The sequence below is a fragment of the Niallia sp. FSL R7-0271 genome (assembly GCF_038005785.1).
GTDB lineage: Bacteria > Bacillota > Bacilli > Bacillales > Cytobacillaceae > Niallia.
The window spans coordinates 2253001-2274508 of sequence record NZ_JBBOTZ010000001.1 but is presented as its reverse complement, the minus strand read 5'-3'; the positions used below and the strand labels follow the sequence as shown (position 1 = coordinate 2274508).

The window sequence follows — 21508 nt, the reverse complement described above, 5'->3', positions numbered from 1 at the left end:
TACCTTAAGAGGATACAACATCGGGCGAATTCTGTAAAGTAATTAGCTCTGGAAACCATTCTTTTCCTTTTTAAAATAATATTAAGTCAGCGAGCAAATGCCTTTATATTGGATTGGCGTAATATGCATGTACTTTTTGAAGTCCTTATAGAAATGAGATTTGTCATAAAAACCAAAATTATCTACTGTCTTTTCGTTAATTGCTGAATTGTTAGCGAGCAGGCTTTCCACTGACTTTTGCAGTCTGACAATTTGGCTAAATTCTTTTGGAGAAAAGCCAATATAATGTTCAAACTTTTTGCGGATATAACGGTCAGAATAACCGGTTAGGGAAGATAATTCTTTCATATTTAACATTCCGTGAGAGGTATAAATCTTTTCAAGACAATACGAGGTTAGGTTCAAGTCGTAATTGCCGCTCTGAGTCTGTGATTGTAGAAAGAAGGCAAATCGGTGGATGCGTTCATTTAATGTTTTTAATTGGGCTAATTCCTCCAAAATAGAAGGATGGCAACGGATGATATCAAAAAAGGATATTTGTTTGTAAGCATTAATTTCCTTCATGGAGCATTGGAACCGGAGGCTCGTTTGCTCTGGATAAAAACGTACACAGAAATAGTCACAGTCTGCCATGAAATCATAAGTGCAGCGTTCGACAGGGCTGGTAGCTACGACAGCAAACGGATTGTGCGGATGAAAGCAAAAAAGCACATCAATACAGCCATCTGGTATGACAGGTAAATGGACAATCGAAGTATTCTGAACTCTAAATTGATAGAACAAATAAATCTCCTGCCGCAAAAACGCAGGAGGTTTTGCTTCTTCATAATAATGGCTGTACCTTTTCATTTCAGGCTGAGTGGGATTGAATAGAAAAGACATAAAATTCCTCCTACGATACGTAATTTCTTACATAAGCAAGTTGTTAAACATTATAAGTTAACCGTTTATGATTGCACCACAATAATGTTAAATTATCTTACATAGTTTTTATAGGTGAACTAACATGTTCCGTTTTTTACAATGTTTATATTCTGAAAATTAAGTATATTTAGTTCAACCAAAAACAAGGAGGAACTAAAATGAGTGTTCAAAGTGTTATTAATAAGGTCAATCACCCCCTCGAACCATTAACAGCTGAAGAAATAACAAAAGCAGTAGCCATTCTTAAACAGGAAAAAAACCTTGCTGAGAGTATTCGCTTTTGCACAGTCGTTTTAAATGAACCAGATAAGGATGTTGTTCTTCAATATAAGGTAGGTGAAGACATTAATCGCGAAGCTTTCCTTATTATTCTGGACAATGAATCGGAACAAACTTTTGAAGCAATAGTTTCAATCACTATGGGAAAGGTTCTCGAATGGAACCATATCCCGGGGGTCCAACCTGGTATAATGCTGGATGAGTTTGAGGAATGTGAACAGGTTGTGAAGAACAGTCCTGAATTTAAAGAAGCTCTAAAAAGAAGAGGAATTACAAATCCCGACCTTGTTATGGTAGATCCGTGGTCTGCTGGTAACTTTGGGGTCAAAGAAGATGAAGGGAAGCGGCTGGCAAGGGCAATCTGCTGGGTGCGAAAATTTCCGAATGATAATGGCTATGCGTACCCATTAACAGGGATTGTCGTATATGTCGATTTGAATAAAATGAAAATTCATCGCTTTGAAGATCACGGCATCCGTCCACTGCCGCCTCTTGATGCTAATTACACGCCAGAGGCAACAGACTGTATTACATTAAGAACAGACTTAAAACCACTGGAAATAATTCAGCCGGAAGGTCCAAGCTTTGAGGTGGAAGGACATTATATTAAGTGGCAAAAATGGCATATTCGTTTCGGTTTTACGCCAAGAGAAGGTCTTGTCCTTTATACAGTTGGTTATGAGGATAAAGGAGTAGTGCGACCAATTCTTTACAGGGCTGCATTGTCAGAAATGGTTGTTCCGTATGCAGACTCAAGCTTTGCTCACAATACTCAAAACGCCTTCGACGCAGGTGAATATGGAATGGGGCAGCTGGCAAACTCGTTGACGCTGGGCTGTGACTGCTTAGGGGAAATTCGCTATTTTAATGCCGTTATGACAGACAGTAAGGGAAATGTGCGGACAATACCGAACGCTGTATGTCTACATGAGGAGGATTATGGAATAGCCTGGAAGCATACTGACTGGAGAACTGAACAGGTAGAAACACGCCGGTCTCGCAGATTGGTGATTTCTTTCTTCTGTACGGTCGGGAATTATGATTATGGTTTTTATTGGAGCTTTTATCAAGACGGCACCATTGAGAATGAAGTAAAGCTGACAGGCATGCTTAATACAGGAACATTTGATGAGAGTGGAAAATCAAAATATGGAACAGAAATCGCTCCAAAGCTGAACGCCGCTTATCATCAGCATTTCTTTAATTACAGAATAGACACTATGCTTGATGGAATGAACAATTCTGTTATGGAAATCAATACCTTGCCTGAAGAACAAGGAGCAGACAATCCGCACGATAATGCTTTTTATATTGATACAAAGGTCTTTAAGACAGAATTGGAGGCACAACGAACGTTAGATTTGGCAACACAGCGGACATGGAAGGTGATAAATCCCAATTCTCTAAATGCTGTTGGAACACCTGTGGGATATAAGATTATGCCAGGAGAAAATTGCCTGCCGTTCGCTCGAGAAAATTCAAGTGTAATGAAACGGGCCAGCTTTCTTAAACATCATCTTTATGTAACAAAGTTTGATGATAAGGAAAAGTACGCTACAGGCAACTATCCAAATCAGCATCAAGGCGGTGACGGTTTGCCAAAGTATATATCAAAAAACCGGAATATCGAAAATGATGATATCGTACTTTGGTATACAATGGGGCACCATCATATTACAAGACCAGAAGATTGGCCAGTAATGCCAACAGCTTATATCAATTTCCAGCTAAAACCAGTGGGCTTTTTCGACCGAAATCCAGCTTTGGATTTGCCTCGGCCAAAAGCGAAAACAGCTTGTCACTCTAATTCTAATTGCAGTACGAATTAAAACAAGAAGGAGAAGAAAATAATTTTCTTCTCCTTCCAGTATGGAGGGGAATTCATGATAAACGGAATAAGTTTGTTGATGGTAATCTTATATATTATTTCCTTTGGATTGAGCCAAAAGTTAAAAAAATTTAAGTTAGTCAGTCCATATGCATCGTGTATTCCTATGTTTTTGTCCATGACAAGTAGTGTGACAATTGGATTGCTGCTAGCTGTATGGTTTCCTGGTTTTTTTGCATTAATGACTGTTTTAGCTATCATTTTAAGCGCTGCTCTTGCTGTTTTTTCAGGAAAAGATTTTGGAGTCAAAGGAATAATGGAAGCACAAGCCTCAAGCCTGATGGGAGCGATGATGGGAACCATGCTCGGTGTGATGCTTACAGGGATAGAAGCAATCTTCATGATTCTTGCTATGGATTTCCTATTTTTAATTAGCGTTTACTTCGTCCTGTTACTGTTGACAAAGGATACAGTAACAAGTAATCCCGCTGCGTTTAAAGGGAAGCTAAAGGTCTTTTCTGCATTTTTTATAATGAATATTATCCTTATCAGCACTGTAGGCTTTGCCGAAACAATGAGCAGTGAACAAGGGGAATTGGATACGAGCATTCATAATCACTCACATTAACAAGGAGGAATAACATTTGGAGCTGCAAAAGAAAAATAGTGCCCAGCAGGATTCACTCACAGCAAAATTCGGTTATGAACAAGAATTACATGGATCGATGAATATTATTCAATTGACGGCCTTTGGGCTGAACTACATGCTGCCATTAGCGCCTGCTGTTATCTTTGGCGTCCTTCTGACGACGTCCGGCGGCACAGTCGCCCTGCCATTTTTGCTCGCAGGATGTGCCATGCTTTTGACTGCAAACAGCTATTCTGTTATGGTGAAGAATTTTCCGTTAGCAGGTTCAGTCTACAGCTATGTAGGAAGAGGTTGGAATCCTCATCTTGGCTTTTTGGCAGGCTGGGTTATTACTTTAGATTATGTGTTAATACCAACTGTCACCTCTGTGAGTGCAGCTTATCTCGTCCAACAATATTTTCCTGGCATTCCTTTTTGGGTGTTACTTGCAGCTTTCTCTATTGGTATTGGGATACTAAATTTATTCGGTGTAGAGCTGATGTCAAAAATGGGGATTTGGTTTCTACTACTTGGTGAATTTGTTGTTTGGGGTTGTATATTAGTCTGGGGCAGGGCAGTTTATGCAAATGATGTGGGAACAGGAACATTGTTTAGTACTCAGCCTTTTCATTTTGATAGTCTAGAAGGATTAGTTGGCGCAACATCTTTGGCGGTGCTCAGCTTTTTGGGGTTTGATGCAATCACCACAATGGCTGAGGAAACGCGAAACCCCAAAAAAGATATACCAAGAGCAATTTTTCTTTGTGTTGGTATCGGCTTAGTCACAATGGTAGTGTGCAGTTATACAGCGATGCTAGTTATTCCTGACTGGAGGAACTATGTGAGTGATGAAAATTGGATTAACACTGTGTTATATCAAGTGTCTGTGATTAGTGGAGGAGAAGGATTTGGGCTTTTTTACAGTGCTGGCTTTTTGAGTTCACTTGCAGTGTTTAACCTCGTGGCAACTGCGGCGGGGTCAAGACTATTATATGGCATGGGACGTGATAATCTTTTGCCAAAGGGAATATTTGCAGGAGTCAATAAACGCTTTAATACGCCACATTATAACATTATGATGATTGTTGCTATTGAATTTATTCTTGGGAGCACTGTAGATATCGGTACCATTTCGAATCTAGTAAACTACGGCGCCTTTTTTGGATTTGCTGCACTGAATCTTTCTGTTATCTGGCTGTATTATGTGAAGAAGAAAAGGGAGGGACTTAAACTTAATAGCAGTCAAATTTGGAAGCCAACAGGCTGGAATCATCTGCAATTTTTTGTATTACCGGCACTTGGGTTTGCCGTCATCGTATATGTATGGGCTGGTATGGACAGACTGGCGCTGCTTCTCGGCACGGTGTGGCTGGTGCTAGGAATCTTCTTTTTGTATAAGCGAACAAGTGGATTTAAGACGCTGCCGCCTCAGTTAGATCAATAGCATAATAGGGTGTCTAAAGAAAACTTTAGACACCCTGTTAAATTAACCTTATTACAATTTAAACTTCTTAACACTGTCGCGCAAACTTTCAGCCATTGTCGACATAGTGGAAGCTGAATTTGCAATTTCTTCAAATATGGCCGTTTGTTCTTCTGAGGTTGCTGCAATTTGTTGAACATTACTTGTTGTTTCAACAGATATTCCGCTAAGCTCCTCCATTGATTTGGAAACTTGCTGCACACCATTATTCATATCCTCAATCGCAACATTAACTTCTGTGATTTGCTTGTTAACTCCTTCAACTGACTTTTGGATGTTTACAAAAGCACTTCTAGCCTGGTCAAACGTTGCAACTCCATCTTCTAATTTGCTATAGCCGGTGTTCATTGCTTCTACAGCGTTGGAAGATTCTACTTTTATCGTTTCTATTTTATTTGTAATGTCATTTGCAGCAGTTCTAGATTCTTCGGCTAATTTTCGTACTTCCTCCGCTACGACTGCAAATCCTTTACCGTGCTCACCAGCTCTTGCAGCTTCAATCGAAGCATTTAATGCCAATAGGTTAGTTTGGTCTGCAATTGCAGTGATTAATGAAATAATTTCACTGATTTCATTCGTTTGTGTACTTAATCTATTAACAACTTCAGAAGTATGCTTCATCGATTGATGAATAACATTCATTTGCTCAATCGCTGAGTCAATAACCATTGATCCATTCGTGGCAATATCAGCAGTTTCATTTGAGTTTATGGAAACTTCTTTTGCATTATCAAAAATGAGTTCCATTCCTTTAGAAACATTAAATATTCCTTTGTTCATTTTATCAATATTTTGCGTCTGATTTTCGACACCATTTGAAACTTCCTGAATAGATTCAGTTACTTGAACAACAGAAAGATTTGTTTGCTCTGCACTTGAGCTTAGTTCTTCAGCGGTTGTCGAAACTTCTTGGGCGTTCTTAGCAATTTTATGGATAAGAGTGTTAAGGTCTGTGACCATATGCTGAACTCCACTTGCAAGTTGTCCGATTTCGTCTTTTCTGTTTATATTTAAATCTTTTATAGCCAAGTTGCCATCAGCAACCTCATTTACGTAGTCCTTTAATGAAATAATCGGTTTAGTAATTCTTTTGCTGACAAAGTAGGCAATGACTATTCCTAAGATAATAAATATCAGTGTTAAAGCTAATGACGTATAAAGGGCTGAAGATTTTAAGCTATTGATAAAAGAAGCATCCATATCAACTCCAGCAATCATATCTGTTCCTTTAATAGGTGCAAATATCGATTTGTGAATGCCGAATTCATCCTTATAAATGTCGCTGAAATGAGTTGTTCCCTCAGAAAGAGTTTTTTTCATTTCATCTGAGAAAGTATAGTCTGAACCCTGCGCATCTGTGTTGCTTAAGGCAACAATGTATTCTTTATTATCCTTTTTCGCTAGAACATAAGTATTTTCAACCTCATGTTTTACTTGGTATTGATTTACTGTAGTTATTAGCTCATGATAGCTTGTGCTGCTTCCGCTGTCGGCGCTTTGAACTATAGCTGGATCAATATTTTCTACCATGTCATTTAGAACAGTTTCTAAGCGATTCTCAAATTGATCAATAACATAATTATTGATAATATTCATCGAAAAAGTATAAAGAGTAGCACTAAAAATAACAGAAAATATAGCAATCGGTATAACAAAATCTAGAATATTTTTAAATAAGATCGATTTATTTCTAGATGGTAACTTCAATTTTTAGTCCCTCCATCTTTTTAATAGAATTTTCAATCGCGTTAATAAAATGATCGATATGTTCTACTTCCGTATATGGAGAAATGGAGAATAATTTTGCTACATAAATCGGCAGGCGCTCTTTTGAATCACTAGCATTTACTAAGCATTGTTTTTTCGTATCTCCAAAAAACACATCTTCCCGCTGTTGACCAAGTATTTCAAATAATTCATTGTTTAATTCGTTTGTATGTAAGATTTGTTCTGTCGTTGCTTGGCCATTTTGTTCTAAATCCCAATGAACTGTATCTTGATAGAGTCGGAATGTAGTAATAGGACCGATATTTTGATAGTTTGTGATACCCATATTAGGGATTCTTGCTGTTAATTTTTTTCTAAACTCAAGATTTACGCGTACATAATTAGCGAGTATTTGCTGGTAACCTTCCACGCCGAATGCCAATAAAGCAGCATATATTGCGATGGCACTTCCCATTCTTGAACACTCTAACGTATAACCTGTATGGTAGCTTCCATACCCACGATTACCGACATAAGGTGTTTCGAATTCTTCCAGATCAAGCAGACCAAGATCTTCGCCATTTTTAATTAAGAAAAGGCTTGTTAAATATGGTGTTTGACCAAGCTTTTGGAAATCAAAGCATAAGCTGTCTGCCAAGGAGATATGCTGCATTCTTTCATTAATATGACGCAGTCCCTCTAAAACCTCTTTTTCAAACCCAAGAGGATTTTGGGTGAAATCATAGGATGAAAATAGGGAATAAAAACCGCCTAAAGCAGAATCGGCATGAATATGTATTGGTTTTAACTGATGCTTTTTCTCTATTTCTGTTGTAATTTCTTTGATTTGCTTTACATCATCAATGCCGAAACTATCTGTTGTTCCAGTAGTTGCGACAACATATACAGGGATACCGCCTTTTTGAATGACTTCTTCCAGTTTACTTCTGAAATCTGTCATATCCATCGCAAAGTCATTGCCTGCTTTCACACGAATTAAATGGTTGCTTCCAATTCCAGTTGCTTCAACAGATTTTAACAAGCTGTAGTGAGCATTTTCAGAAGCAAAGCAGTATAGGTTATTAGGGATTCCTTCTTCTTTAGCATGCGGGAATTGCTTGGCAATTGCTAAACGGAGACCGCTGAAAACAGCTCCTTGGCCACCCCAAGTTGTATAACCCCAGCTTTTTTTGTAATCATAACCAACCAGCTTGGACATCATGGAAATAACTTTTACCTCTGCTTCAGAAGCTGCCGGACCATATACATCCCATAAGTTATTTCCATTTAGAATCGATGTGGTTAATAGTCCAATAATCCCAGGTATGCTTGCCATTGGTAATACATTCGTTACGAAATTTCTTGTATGGTAAGGATGTCCGTTTGATAGATCAACTAGTTTTTTGACTATTTCCTCCATATCCATTCCTGATTCGGGAGCTGCCGCAGACTCCACGATTTCTTTGTAGAAATCATCACTTTTTTCTTGCATTGGACCTAATGTAGCTTTGTTTGGATCTTTTTTGCTGTCAATACCGGCAATTAGTTGTTCAATATAACCTAATAGCCTTAATTGCTGCCCGCGATCTCCATCCTCACTTGGAAATAACTGCTGTACTTTCTGTAAATCCATAATTTCCTCCTTATGATATGTATTGGATGCCTTTATGTGTTCTAACAAAAAAAGCCCTTAAAGAATCAAGGGCTGCAAAGAATATGGAAACATCCTGCAACCCAGCCGTCGTAGCTTTATACGCCTTAGACCTGAAGCTTTGCGTCCTCATCTTTCAATGAGTTTGCCAGAAAACAAAAAGTATGTATGTAATGAACGTATTTTCTATCGTCCAAATTTCCTATTTTTTTAGGAAAATATTAAAGTTCATAAATTCTAAATATTAAATCTAAAGAGATTATTCCTACCTAAAGAAGTTGGATGTGCATTGTTCATGCGGAAGATGCAATCCTTAAGGAAAACAGGTAAGCTTGCCGCCAAAGCACATGATTTATGAAAGAGTCCTATTTTAACTTTTTTTGTTAGAAATTTGTACAAATTCATATATAATAAACGGATAAAATACACTTATCGAGGAGATTTATGATGGAATGGAATTTGAAAGCATTTAATGAGCTAAATACTGTTGAAATGTATACGATTTTACAAGAAAGAACAGCTGTGTTTGTTGTCGAGCAAAATTGTCCTTATTTAGAGGTGGATGGAAAGGATATTGAATCCTATCATTTGTTCGCCCAATTAGACGGAGAAATTGCTGCCTATGCAAGAATATTGCCAGCAGGGGTGTCTTACAAAGAAGCGTCAATCGGCAGAGTGCTCGTTAAAAAAGCATACAGAGGACAGGGCCTCGCCCATGATTTACTGAAAAAAGCAATTATGTTTATCCAAGATGACCTAAACGAGACAGCAATCAAGATTCAGGCTCAGAGTCATTTAGAGAAATTTTACGCTTCATTTGGGTTTAAGTCTATTTCTAGTAGTTACTTAGAGGATAATATTCCTCATATCGATATGCTGCTCACTTTTTCAGAGTAAGAGGGAGGTTATATTGGGAAAGGGAGAGTGGCTAAGTTGAATCTCCAGCAGCTTGATGAATTATTGCGAAGTCTTGATTATATTGAAGAACTTCAAATTAAGACAGGAGAAAATGTGAATGACTTTGATGGTCATGAATTACATATAGAAAATGGGGATGCAATCCCTAGAATGCGGGAAGAGTATTTTTTTCATAGAGGACCAATATTTATAAATAAACATCATCGCTATGCAGACATGCCTTTGCATATGCATTCCTTTATAGAAATCAATTATGTGTATTCAGGCACATGCCGCCAAATAATAAATGGTGAGGAAATACTATTAACGAAAGGACAAGTATGTATTCTTGATACAGATGTTCCACACAGTATCCCTGCACTGGGGAAGGATGATATCCTCGTCAATATCATTATGAAGAAAGACACCTTCTCCACTGCTTTTTGGTCGCAATTTACAGGGAAAGGTGTCGTTTCTGAATTTTTACTGAATGCTATAACAGAGAATCAGCTTCATGACAGATATATTCTGTTTCATTCAGAGCAGCATGACGAACTGCAGCATACTATCAAAAAATTGCTGTGTGAGTTCTTTTTTCCGACAGACTATTCGACAGATATTATTAATGCCTTGCTGCCTGTTTTGTTTTTTGAACTGATGCGAATTTATCAGCTTGATAAAAACTTCGAAACTTACGAAAAAATCGGCCGCACGAATTTGATGGAAATTCTTCATTATATCGAAAATAACTATAAGGACTGTACATTAACCTCACTTGCAAAGGTATTTAACTTTAATCCGAATTACTTAGGCAATATGCTAAAAACGCGAACCGGCAAGACGTTTATTGAACTGCTACAGTCACAGAGAATGGTTAGAGCAGCTGTTCTCTTGAAAAATACCTCTAAAAGCATCGCTGACATTGCCTATGAAATTGGTTATGAGAGCAGCAGCTTCTTTCATCGCAAATTTAAGGAGCATTATGATTGCACACCATATCAATATCGGAAAAAGGGGAATTGACACAGCTTAAGGCCTCATCTGTAAAAAGAGCATATTTTATCTGTAAACCGTTTATTGTATCCGTATTCAGAAAGCGTTTTAATAAGTGTAAGAACTAGTTCGACTTTTTGAATCACAGGAGGTAATGAGAATGAACGGAGCAGTAAGTGTATGGCGTCAGCGCATTGGCTATGGCGCCGCTGATTTTTCATGTAATCTCGTTTGGCAGATGATTGGATTATATTTAATGTTTTATTATACAGATGTTGTCGGCATTGCAGCCGCCCAAGTAAGCTTATTGTTTTTGCTGACAAGAATAATTGATGGTGTTGCTGATGTATTGATGGGAATCATCATTGACAAGACTAACACAAAATGGGGCAAATCACGGCCGTATTTTCTATACGGAGCCATCCCGTTTGCTTTGCTTGGTATACTGGCCTTTTATGTACCGGATGTGGGTCCTGCTTCTAAGCTGCTTTATGCATATATTACGTATACAGGTCTGTCGATTGCTTATACGATGGTTAATATCCCGCTGGCGTCCATATTGCCGAACTTGACAAGTGATCCGCAGGAGCGGACAATGCTTGCAACTGTTCGGATTATCTTTGCCTTGTTCGGCTCGACAGCTGTCAGTGTACTGACAATGCCGATGGTAAATACATTAGGTAACGGGTCCCAATCTCAAGGCTTCTTTTGGACAATGGTTATCTTTTCTGTAATCGCTTGCTTTTTATTCTTCTACACATTCCGCAATGTGCGCGAGAAGGTTGTTGTACAAGCAGAAAAAACAACTGTAAAACAAGCATTATCTACATTGAAAGGTAATAAGCCTTACTATGTTTTTGCAGTGAATATTTTGTTTATGTGGGGAGCCTACTTCTTTCAGCAAGGAGCGCTTATCTATTATTTTACTTATAATCTAGACCGAGCAGACCTTGTTGGCCTGATTGCAGGTATCGGGTCATTCGTTCCTATTGTCGGCACGGTGTTAACACCGATTATTGCAAAAAGAATGTATAAGCGCACACTATTTATGATTTCAAGCGCCGTTAATTTAGTAGGACTTTTCATAATGCTGGCGGCAGGCGGCAATATTGCGATTCTTATTACAGGTGCTATTGTGTCAGCGATTGGCCATGGAGCACGGCAAAGCATCTACTTTTCCATGCAGGCAGACCCTGTTGATTATGGGGAGTGGAAAACAGGTATCAATGCTGCTGGGATTTTGAGTGCGTTGAATGGCTTTATCGGAAAGGTAACGATGGCAGTTGCGGGCGCCCTTTTCGGCATGATGCTGACATGGGGGAATTATGTGCCGAATGAAGTGCAAACGAAAGAAGCATTGCTGGCAATTAAAATGGGCTACCTTATTATTCCGGCAATTTGTGTGATTATTTCGATGATTATTATGCGTTTTTATAATCTCGACAAAATCTATCCGCAAATCAGAGCCGAAATTGATGCCCGCATCAAGACGGAAACAAAGGAGGAAGCCATATGAACTTTCAAAAAATCGACGACCAAGTGATTGTCCGAAACGAAGGGTTCGAAGAAACCGCAGAAAAGCTAAAGCCTGTTCTTCACGAAACAGCTGTTAGTCCTAAAGCTTTGGTTAAAGTCAAAGCGGATGAAGCTGTAATCCATGGATGGAAAACAGAATTTATCGCACCAATCAGCGCATTATCGCAAAATGACTATGGTAAAAACGATTCCTTCATTCTAGATTTTGGCGACCACTATGTAGGATATCTTTCGTTTGATGTTCGTCCTGTCGGAAGCCCTCCCGATGCTCCGCTAAAGCTGCGTTTAACAATCGGTGAAATGCCAGTTGAAATGGCAGAGCCGTTCACAGATTATGATGGCTGGCTAAGCAGTTCATGGCTGCAGGAAGAAACGGTTTATGTCGATGTGCTCCCAGGTGCTATCACACTGCCGCGAAGATACAGCTTTCGGTACGTTAAGTTAGAAGTTTTGGCTACATCACCAAAATACCGTGTCGCATTTGAAAATGTAGAATGCAGGGCCGTTACTTCTGCTAATCAAATAGGGGTGGCAACGTTACATGAAGATCAACTGTTACAAAGCTTAGATGAAATCAGCATAAAGACACTAGCTGAATGCATGCAAGATATATTTGAGGATGGTCCAAAACGCGACCGCCGCCTCTGGCTGGGAGATCTGCGGTTACAGGCACTCGCAAACTATGAAACTTTTCAAACAAATGATCTTGTGAAACGCTGTCTGTATTTGTTTGCAGCAGTTCCTGATAAAGGCGGCCGAGTTGCTGCAAATGTATTCGTTGCCCCACAGCTGATTGCTGATGACACGTATTTATTTGATTATTCGTTATTTTTCTTGTCAACACTACGTGATTATTATACTGCTACAAACGATTTAGAAACCTTGAAAGAACTGTGGCCGACTGCATACAGACAGCTGGAGCTTGCCTTAGAACGTTTGGATGAAAATGATATTCTTAGAGACTCTCCTGACTGGTGGTCGTTCATCGACTGGCAGGATGGGTTGAACAAGCAAGCACCTTCACAAGGGGTTTTAATCTATGTAATGAAACAGGCAATAGAGCTTTCAAGTATCCTTCAAACAGAGCAAACGGAATATTTAAAGCTGCGGCTAAAGGAAATTATGGCAGCAACAAAAGAGCATCTATGGGATGAAGAGAAGCAATTTTTTGTGAGTGGGCAAGACCGCCAAGTTTCATGGGCCAGCCAAATTTGGATGGTGCTGGCAGGTGTTCTCCCACAGCAAGAAAATCGACAGCTGTTAAACCGTTTGTTTCAAGAAAACCCAGATATCGGCATTGCAACACCGTATATGTACCACCATTTAGTCGAAGCATTGCTGCATGCGGGGGACAAAGACAGAGCCATTCTGGAAATGAAAGCATATTGGGGAGGCATGATTAAGGACGGAGCAGATACCTTCTGGGAGCTTTATAATCCTCATGACAAGAAATTTTCCCCGTACGGAAGCTATCTTATCAACAGCTATTGCCATGCATGGAGCTGTACGCCAACATATTTGATTCGAAAATACAATTTATAAGAAAGTAAGAGGCAATCGCAACATGATTGTCTCTTTTTTTGTAAAGGAGTGTTTCCGATTGTTTATTCTTATGTTATTTTAGTATAGATGTAAAAATATAGAAGGTGAGGAAAAGAATGCAACAAGATTGGCAGCTAATATGGCGTTTTTTAGGAATAGCATTTTACGTACTGTTTTATTTTGCGTGTATATTTATCATTAATATTGGTCAATCTTCCTTTAGCATCATAAGTGTTCCTGCTGTTTTGGTGCCCATATTGCTGATTTGGATTACAGGCTTAGTGAGGAGAAAAGGTAAACTAACGCTTACAAACAGCATATCATTGCTGCTATTTACCATTCCTCCAATCATTTGTTTATATTTGTTAGGCCAAAATGAATACAAATCAACATTCACAACCGATAAATGGCTTCAATATGAGACAGAAAGAACCTATATGATTGATGATTTATTAGCAAACCATCCATTAAAGGGCAAACAGGAACAGGAGATTATTGCCTTGTTAGGCAGCAATATCGAGATGAACTACTTTAAAGAGGATGATAATATTGTTTATCATCTTGGGATGGAGCGCGGATTAGTTTCTATAGACAGTGAGTGGTTGGTCATTCATTTGGATGACAACAGAGTAGCTGATAAGGTGGAGGTTGTCACAGACTGAGCTTATTACAGAAAGAGGTTAAAAATTCCTTGTTAATTTTTAACCTCTTTTTATTTTGCCCATTATTCTAAAAAAGTTTGAATAAAGGAACGAAACATTTTGGTTAATAGATTGAAAGAAATAGGACGAAAGAAAGTCTAAAATTTTAATGGAAGAGCTAAATAATGATGTAAGTGAATTTAATTCAAGAAGGTGAAAAGGATGAAGCTGGGAATCATCGCGAAACCCACCCGAGAAAGCTTTAAGGATGCTAATCAAAGCCAATTAGATTTTATCGAACTATGCGTGAACGAAGGCCAGGATGTTGGTGAGTTCCATAAAAACCGAAACCAATTAGTAAAGTGGAAAAAGCAGTATGGGATAGAAGTTGCTTCCATAGGCAGATGGAAATCCATTCGCTTAGATAAGCAAGGGCATGTCATACAAGCTGAGTTAGAGAAGTGTTTTCAATTAATTGATGTTGCAAGTGAATTAGAATGTGGAAATTTTGTAAGCGGTTGTAACTATGTGGATGAGTTATCTTACTATGATAATTGCTCTTCAGCAATCGCGTTTTTTTCTGCTCTCATTGATTATGCAAAGCCAAAGGGAGTCAAAATCTCTTCCTATAATTGCAGAAAAGTGAATTTTGTTCATAATCCGGAAGTCTGGAAAATCATTCATGGTCATTTAAAAGATTTAGGGATTAAATTCGATCCGTCACACAGCAGGTATTTTGGTGGAGACTATTTACAGGAGACTTTAGATTGGGGTGACCGTTTTAATCATATTCATTTAAAGGGTTCATTAATAGTTAATGGAACAAGAGTAGATGATCCTCCGGCTGGACTGGACCAAACTGATTGGAAATCATTTATTTCTTTATTAAGAGCAAAAGGCTATACAGGGGGATTAAGTATTGAACCGCATTCACCTATCTGGACGGGGGAACTTGGAAAGAGTGGTGTGAATTATACAATTGAATTTATGAAAAAACTCATTTTTTAAAGAGCAGGAGGATTAATATGACTAAGAAACTAAGATATGGCTTAATTGGAGCCGGCAGTAATGCAGAAAAAAAACACTTAAGCAATTATTTAAGTTTGCCTAATATTGAACTAGTTTCCATTTGTGATGTCAATCAGGAACATGCTAATAAGATAGCAAAAAAGTATCATGTTAAAAACATCTATACTAGCTATTCTGACATGATTGATAAAGAAAATTTAGATATTGTTAGCATTTGTACACCTAATTCCTTTCATACTCCGATCGCTATTTATGCTTTGCTGCACGGTGTCCATGTACATTGTGAAAAGCCGTTAGCACTAAATGCTATAGAGGCCCAAAAAATAGTCGATGCTAAAAACAAATCAGGTAAACAGTTAATGATTGGCCTAAATAATCGGTTTACAAATGAAGCGGTTTTTTTAAAAAGGCTTATTGATGCCGGCTATTTAGGAGAAATATACAAGGCGAAAACTGGTTGGATTAGAAGAAGCGGCATACCAGGAAGAGGAACTTGGTTTACAAATAAGGAGGTTGCTGGAGGCGGGGTTATGATTGATTTAGGTGTTCATTTTCTCGACTTAGCTCTTTATTTAATGGGACTGCCTGAGCCGAAATATGTTACAGGGGCAACCTATCAAAATTTCCACCAAACAGCTACTCGAAATAGAAATGGCTACAGTGGAAATCCAGCAGGTGTTTTTAATGTAGAAGATAGTGCTGCTGGCTTACTAAGCCTTCAATCCGGTGCTATTGTGCATTTTGAATTTGCTTGGGCTTCTAATATTGAAAACGATCAAACATACCTTGAAATATTAGGAACAAATGGAGGAGCAAGCATTATTAACGGGAAGCTGAAGGTTTTTTCTGAATTACTTGACACAACTGTTGATATTACTCCAAATCTTAATCCTAACATAAAGCTAAAGAATGAGTTTGAACACTTTGTAAACAGCATTGTTTTTGCTGAAGAATTATCTGCTCCTGCAGAACATGGTGTATATATGATGGATATTATCGATCGCTTTTATGTATCTGCAAGTATGGGCGAACCTGTGTTTTTTAAAAATAAAGAGAAAAGAGTAAGAATAATAAACTAAGTTAAAAACCATGATTGAAAAAAGGAGAGAAGTAGGAATGAAGCTGGGATTTAATAGTGCTATTTTAGATGGTTGTACTTTTGAAGAAGTCATAGATTTTGCATCAGAAAACGGATTTGCATGTGTGGAATTATGTGCTTGGCCAAGGGGAAAAGCGGTCCGAAAATATGCTGGTGTAACACATATTGATGTGGAACATGTAGATGTTGACTATATCCGTAATTATCTGGAAGCTAAAAATGTGAAAATCTCTGCTATTTGCTACTATCCGAATCCTCTTGATGGGGATAAGGAAAAGAGCGAGTATTATATTGCTCATCTTAAAAAATGTTTAGAGGCTGCTAAACAACTCAATGTGAATCTCGTAAACACTTTTATTGGCAGAAATCAGCATCTGTCTGTAGCTGAAAATTTTAAAATGGTAAGTGCTGTTTGGCAGCCTATTGTGGAATATGCGGAAAACTTAGGGGTGAAAATTGCCATTGAGAATTGCCCAATGCTTTTTACAAATGACGAATGGCCAGGGGGCCAAAACCTTATGACAACTCCAGCTATCTTTCGAAAAGTATTTGAGTTGATTCCAAGTAAAAATTTTGGGCTTAATTTTGATCCATCCCATTTTGTCTGGCAGCAAATGGACTATATTAAACCAGTGTATGAATTTAAAGATCGAATCTTTCATGTACATTTTAAAGATGTGAAAATATATAAAGATCGTTTGCATGATGTAGGAGTTATGGCTGCGCCCCTTGAATATCTATCTCCCAAATTACCTGGGCTTGGTGATGTTAATTGGGGTACTTATATATCTGCACTAACAGATATCGGCTATACAGGCAATGCCGTGATTGAAGTGGAGGATAAAGCATTTGAGGATTCATTAAAATCAAGAAAAGACTCTATTATCATTAGCAAAAATTATTTAAGTCAATATTTTGTGTAAGCAGATATCTGGCTGCTAAGTCTTAAACATGGGAAATTAAATTGTATAAAAAAATAGCAAGTGATATAGTATAGAAAATATTTATTAAAGCGCTTACAAATTTAAGTGAAACGGTTCATCCTAAAATTAGAGGGAGGTATAAAGCTGTGTTTGAACAATATTTAGTGTGTGAGGAAGGTTTTAGGAATGTAGAAGATAATGGTGAAATAATAGGTTTTGAGCTGAAAATCCGGATTCCCTACTACCGAGGTATTGCATTGTCTTTAATTAATCATATAGAACTAGAAGTTAACGGAACAGCCTTTTTACAGGATGATATGGTGTTCACCGTTAATTCCGGCAGTTTCCCTTATAAAGAATTAGCAACCGTTATAAATAATCGTTGGGAATTTGGCGAAAAAGCAACACTATTTGTTCGAAAACAAGGCGGATTAAACCCAGGAGAGCATCAGGTTCGCGTATTTGTTAGTTTGCGAATCTCCTATCTACCATGGCCAAATATAGGAGAAAATCAAAAGACACTGACACTGGAAGAGAATATTAGTTAATTATTTAATGACGGGGGTGGGAAAAATGACACAGAAAGCGAATATTAAAAGAGGGGTATCACTATATAGTTATCAGGAAGAGTTTTATACAGGAAAATTAAATCTCGAACAGTGTATTGCTGAAGTTGCCAAAACTGGTGCAAAAGGGATTGAACTTTTACCAGAGCAAATGCTTTTTGGATACCCGAAAGCTTCCGATGAATTTGTTGAGCAATGGTTTGGCTGGATGGAACAATATGGTGTAGAGCCTGTTGCGTATGATGCCTTTTTAGATAATAAATTGTATGCGAATCGACTTTTAACATTGGAAGAAAATGTAGATATGATGGTAAGAGATTTAAAGCTTGCAAAGAAACTAGGATTTAAGATTCTCAGAACTTTAGTATCAACACCTCTAGAAGTTGTACAGGCAAGTATTCCTTATGCCGAAGAGTACGGAGTAAAAATTGCGTTGGAAGTACATTCTCCTTTTACGTTCGGAACTCCTTGGTTTGAGGAAAGAATGGAATATATCATTAGCAGTGGTACCCAGTGGTTTGGAATAATGCCGGATTTAGGGATTTTTGTTAAACGTATACCACCAGTTATGGAACAAAGATATATTCGTGACGGTGGCACACCGGAGATAATCCAATTTATAAGTGAAAACTATGCTAACGGTGTGGAAAAAGATAAAACATTAGAAATTGTTGCTAGTATGGAAAATTCCAATAAAGTGGACCTGGCTTATGCTGAATTGGCAAAGCATTTAATATACACAGATCCGCATATTTTGAAGAATTATATACCGTATATCATGCATGTCCATGGTAAATTTTATGATGTGACAGAGGATTATCAAGAGCCTAGTATCCCGTATAAGGAGATTATTGACATATTAGCGGAGGCTGGTTACGAAGGATATATTAATAGTGAATATGAAGGGAATCGGCATATACAAGATTTTATGGAGGTCGATAGTATTAAAAAGGTAAGTTATCATCAAACCTTATTAAGTAATTTATTAGATAAATAGTAAGTTTGGGCCTGTGTTTAGTAAGTACAGGTCCTCCCCTTTTTTTAACAAGATTATAGCGGCAGTTTTTAAGAAAAAATAGAATAACTATGGAGGCTAAAGGATGTTTAATACACAAACTGTCCAAACTTCAATAGATTCAAAAATTATAGCTATTTCCGTCATGCATGGCAATAGTACCCTTGATCACGTCCATAAGGATATAGAAATAATCTATGTCATAAAGGGAAATTTACAGGTAAAAGCGAACAATAAAACGACCGAACTGAATAAATCTGATTTTCTACTTGTTAATTCAAACGAGCTGCATTCTTTTCATTCTGATTCTGATAACTTATTTATCGTTTTTCATTTGAATTATTTGCAAACTTGCTCTCTTCTTGGTCAGGAAAATCCATTATTTCAATGTAATTCAATAGAACAGATAGCTTTATCACATCAAAAACTGCGAAGCAGCCTAGATGAGCTGTTGGCTGTTTATTTAAATCAACGCAATTCCTCGATGGTATTTTTTTTAGAGAAAGTGTTTAACGTAATTTCTAGCCTTCAGCTAGAGTATTTAAAGGATAGCAGGCCGCTTGAAAAAAGAAGTTATACAACAGAAAATGGTCAAAATGAAAGATTAGTAGAAATACTTGAATATATTGAGAATAACTTTAGAGAGCCATTATCCCTTGAAGAGGTTGCAAGTATTCAATATATAACAGTGCCGTATTTATCGAAGTTCTTTAAAAAGCAAACAGGAAAAACCTTCTCCGAATATGTAAACAAAGTTAGAGTAGCACATGCAGTTAATGAGTTAATATACACAAATAAATCGATTACCCGAATTGCATTAGACAATGGTTTCCCTAATTTAGCAGCTTTTAATAGAGTCTTTAATGAAAGATTTCAGGTGAAACCAATAGAATATAGAAAACAGCACATAGAACCAAAGGAACAACATGAAATCATAAAAGAAGATAAAACAGCTGAAAAAAAAGAGGCTTTTAGAGCATTACGTACATATTTAGAAGATGTAATTACAGCAGACGATTCAACCAAGAAGATTTCTGAAGAAAAGGATATTATAGTTAAATTAGGCAAGATGGATGCTTTTACAAAATATTGGAACAAAACAATTAATATAGGATATGCAACCGATATATTAAGCTCAGATATGCAGGAACAAATCACTTTTATGCAAAACGAAATAGGATTTACTTATGCGAGGTTTTGGGGGTTATTTAGTGATGAAATGCATGTGGACGACTATTCTAAAGATAATTCCACTTACAACTTTACAAATATAAATAAGTTATTGGATTTTTTAATAAAAAATAGATTAAAACCGTTTATTGAACTTGGACCCAAGCCGAAAATAGTGTCCAAGTCTTTTGAGCATACCATCACCTTTCAAACAAACAGTAAAAGATCACTTGAAGAATGGAAGAAATTATTAAGAGCGTTTTTATTACATTGTATTGAACGATACAGTATTGAAGAAGTGGAAACATGGTACTTTGAAATTTGGAGCAATGAAATTGATCCTATACATAATTTAAAGAATCCTAGTAATAATTTTGTTAAAAACATCCGGCATGACCCGGGGCAGTTTGAGGGATATTTTAATATTTTCAGCTGCTTAAAACAGACGGTAAATGAAATTGTTCCATCTGCTAAAGTTGGTGGATGTGGATTGCCTATGGATTTAGAAAGGGAAAAATTAGATAAGTTCTTTCGACAGTGGAAATTGAACGGAGTAATGCCGGATTTTTTGTCGATCTATTTGTACTCCATTGAAGTGGATTCAGATAGAAATGTTCCTAAAAAGAATATGCTCTCTACCAATCCTGATTATATGAAGATGAAGCTTAAGCAGGTAAGAGAATCTATGCTGAACGCTGGTTTTGACAATATGGAGCTTAATGTAACAGAGTGGAATATTTCCATATCTAACAGAGATTATCTTAATGACAGCTGCTTTAAAGCGGCATATATAGTGAAGAATATTGTAGATAATATTAAACAAAATGTTAATATGATGGGCTATTGGATGTTTTCCGATATTTTTAGTGATTTTAGAGATGCTAAAAATCTTCTCCATGGAGGAGCAGGGCTCGTTACGAAAAATGGAATCAGAAAACCTGGTTATCATGCCTTTGTATTATTAAAACATTTAGGGGAAATCCTTGTTGCCAAGGGACCGAACTATATTATCACCAAAAAATCAGGGGATAGATATCAAATCATCTGCTTTAATTATAAACACTTTGACTATTCCTATTATTTACATCCAGAAGGAAGCACGGATATAAAGGAACAATATGATATTTTTGAAAATAATGACAAGCTTACTATTTCATTGGAGATACAAGGTGTCACCAAGGGTGAATACAGAATGAAAGAACAAATCCTAAACAGAGAACAAGGCAGTGTGCTTGATGAGTGGTTAAATTTTGGTTCTGTTTATGATATGAAGCCAGACGAGGTTGGATATTTAAAGCGCAGATGTGTACCTTCCATGAAAGTTGATCATATTTATGTCGAAAACAATGCAATCAAAATAACTGCAGAGCTCAAGCCGCATGAAATCAGATTGTATGAATTGAATTTATTATATCGAGAATGAGCAGATGCCAGAAAAGAGGATGAAAAATGATCATTATTTTTCATCCTCTTTTTTTATTGGTTCTTAAAGATAGGAGCAAGCTGTGTAAAAAACCTTTGCCTGAAAAATAGTTATAAACATAAGAGGTTAAAAATGTCACCGTAACTTTTAACCTCTTATGTTTTACATTTGAAA

17 protein-coding genes and 1 riboswitch are annotated in these 21508 nt (G+C 37.3%); of the genes, 14 read left to right on the top strand and 3 right to left on the bottom strand.

Going from position 1 to position 21508, the window contains the following annotated elements:
• Positions 1–81: 81 nt before the first annotated feature.
• Positions 82–882 carry a helix-turn-helix domain-containing protein gene (locus MKX82_RS11570; RefSeq protein WP_251645493.1) on the bottom strand — a complete coding sequence of 267 codons (801 nt, stop codon included), beginning with the start codon at positions 880–882 and terminating at the stop codon, positions 82–84.
• Between the two features lie 200 nt (positions 883–1082).
• Between MKX82_RS11570 and MKX82_RS11565 the strand changes: the two genes are divergently transcribed.
• The 3 genes from MKX82_RS11565 to MKX82_RS11555 are packed head-to-tail and all read left to right on the top strand — an operon-like array spanning position 1083 to position 5103.
• Positions 1083–3032: a primary-amine oxidase gene (locus MKX82_RS11565; protein ID WP_251645494.1), complete on the top strand. Its 1950-nt coding sequence runs from the start codon at positions 1083–1085 to the stop codon at positions 3030–3032.
• A 54-nt stretch (positions 3033–3086) separates the two neighbouring features.
• Positions 3087–3659, top strand: a complete 573-nt coding sequence (locus tag MKX82_RS11560) for a hypothetical protein (protein ID WP_251645495.1) — start codon at positions 3087–3089, stop codon at positions 3657–3659.
• Positions 3660–3675: 16 nt separating this feature from the next.
• On the top strand, positions 3676–5103 hold the full coding sequence (locus MKX82_RS11555) for an APC family permease (protein ID WP_341077296.1): 1428 nt from the start codon (positions 3676–3678) through the stop codon (positions 5101–5103).
• Positions 5104–5154: 51 nt separating this feature from the next.
• Here the strand turns inward: MKX82_RS11555 and MKX82_RS11550 are convergent, their stop codons facing one another.
• Both MKX82_RS11550 and MKX82_RS11545 read right to left on the bottom strand, forming a co-directional pair.
• The gene (locus MKX82_RS11550) at positions 5155–6849 is read right to left on the bottom strand and encodes a methyl-accepting chemotaxis protein (RefSeq protein WP_341077294.1); all 1695 of its coding nucleotides are present in this window, start codon (positions 6847–6849) and stop codon (positions 5155–5157) included.
• The gene (locus MKX82_RS11545; protein WP_233313569.1) at positions 6833–8482 is read right to left on the bottom strand and encodes a pyridoxal phosphate-dependent decarboxylase family protein; all 1650 of its coding nucleotides are present in this window, start codon (positions 8480–8482) and stop codon (positions 6833–6835) included. The genes MKX82_RS11550 and MKX82_RS11545 overlap by 17 nt, the downstream gene beginning before the upstream one ends.
• Positions 8483–8574: 92 nt before the next feature.
• Positions 8575–8660: riboswitch (cyclic di-GMP riboswitch) on the bottom strand.
• 287 nt (positions 8661–8947) lie between these two features.
• On the opposite strand from MKX82_RS11545, the gene MKX82_RS11540 reads away from it, so the two are divergent.
• The 11 genes from MKX82_RS11540 (at position 8948) to MKX82_RS11490 (ending at position 21334) form a co-directional block, all read left to right on the top strand.
• Complete coding sequence (locus tag MKX82_RS11540; protein WP_341079520.1) at positions 8948–9397, top strand: GNAT family N-acetyltransferase; 450 nt, start codon at positions 8948–8950, stop codon at positions 9395–9397.
• 27 nt (positions 9398–9424) lie between these two features.
• Positions 9425–10420, top strand: coding sequence for an AraC family transcriptional regulator (locus MKX82_RS11535; protein ID WP_341077291.1), 996 nt, complete (start codon positions 9425–9427; stop codon positions 10418–10420).
• A 130-nt stretch (positions 10421–10550) separates the two neighbouring features.
• Complete coding sequence (locus tag MKX82_RS11530) at positions 10551–11906, top strand: glycoside-pentoside-hexuronide (GPH):cation symporter (protein WP_341077289.1); 1356 nt, start codon at positions 10551–10553, stop codon at positions 11904–11906.
• Positions 11903–13468, top strand: a complete 1566-nt coding sequence (locus tag MKX82_RS11525) for an alpha-L-rhamnosidase-related protein (protein ID WP_341077287.1) — start codon at positions 11903–11905, stop codon at positions 13466–13468. Before MKX82_RS11530 ends, MKX82_RS11525 begins: the two co-directional genes overlap by 4 nt.
• 116 nt (positions 13469–13584) lie before the next feature.
• Positions 13585–14130: a hypothetical protein gene (locus tag MKX82_RS11520; RefSeq protein WP_341077285.1), complete on the top strand. Its 546-nt coding sequence runs from the start codon at positions 13585–13587 to the stop codon at positions 14128–14130.
• Positions 14131–14331: 201 nt separating this feature from the next.
• Positions 14332–15117 carry a sugar phosphate isomerase/epimerase family protein gene (locus MKX82_RS11515; RefSeq protein ID WP_341077283.1) on the top strand — a complete coding sequence of 262 codons (786 nt, stop codon included), beginning with the start codon at positions 14332–14334 and terminating at the stop codon, positions 15115–15117.
• Between the two features lie 17 nt (positions 15118–15134).
• Positions 15135–16217 (top strand): Gfo/Idh/MocA family protein, encoded by a 1083-nt coding sequence (locus MKX82_RS11510; protein ID WP_341077282.1) that lies wholly within the window; start codon positions 15135–15137, stop codon positions 16215–16217.
• A gap of 37 nt (positions 16218–16254) precedes the next feature.
• The gene (locus MKX82_RS11505; RefSeq protein ID WP_341077277.1) at positions 16255–17160 is read left to right on the top strand and encodes a sugar phosphate isomerase/epimerase family protein; all 906 of its coding nucleotides are present in this window, start codon (positions 16255–16257) and stop codon (positions 17158–17160) included.
• A 146-nt stretch (positions 17161–17306) separates the two neighbouring features.
• On the top strand, positions 17307–17708 hold the full coding sequence (locus MKX82_RS11500; protein WP_341077275.1) for a C-glycoside deglycosidase beta subunit domain-containing protein: 402 nt from the start codon (positions 17307–17309) through the stop codon (positions 17706–17708).
• Between the two features lie 25 nt (positions 17709–17733).
• The gene (locus tag MKX82_RS11495; protein WP_233313578.1) at positions 17734–18723 is read left to right on the top strand and encodes a sugar phosphate isomerase/epimerase family protein; all 990 of its coding nucleotides are present in this window, start codon (positions 17734–17736) and stop codon (positions 18721–18723) included.
• 103 nt (positions 18724–18826) lie between these two features.
• Entirely contained in the window at positions 18827–21334 is a 2508-nt protein-coding gene (locus MKX82_RS11490; protein ID WP_341077274.1) for a GH39 family glycosyl hydrolase, read from the top strand.
• The last annotated feature ends 174 nt before the right edge of the window (positions 21335–21508 follow it).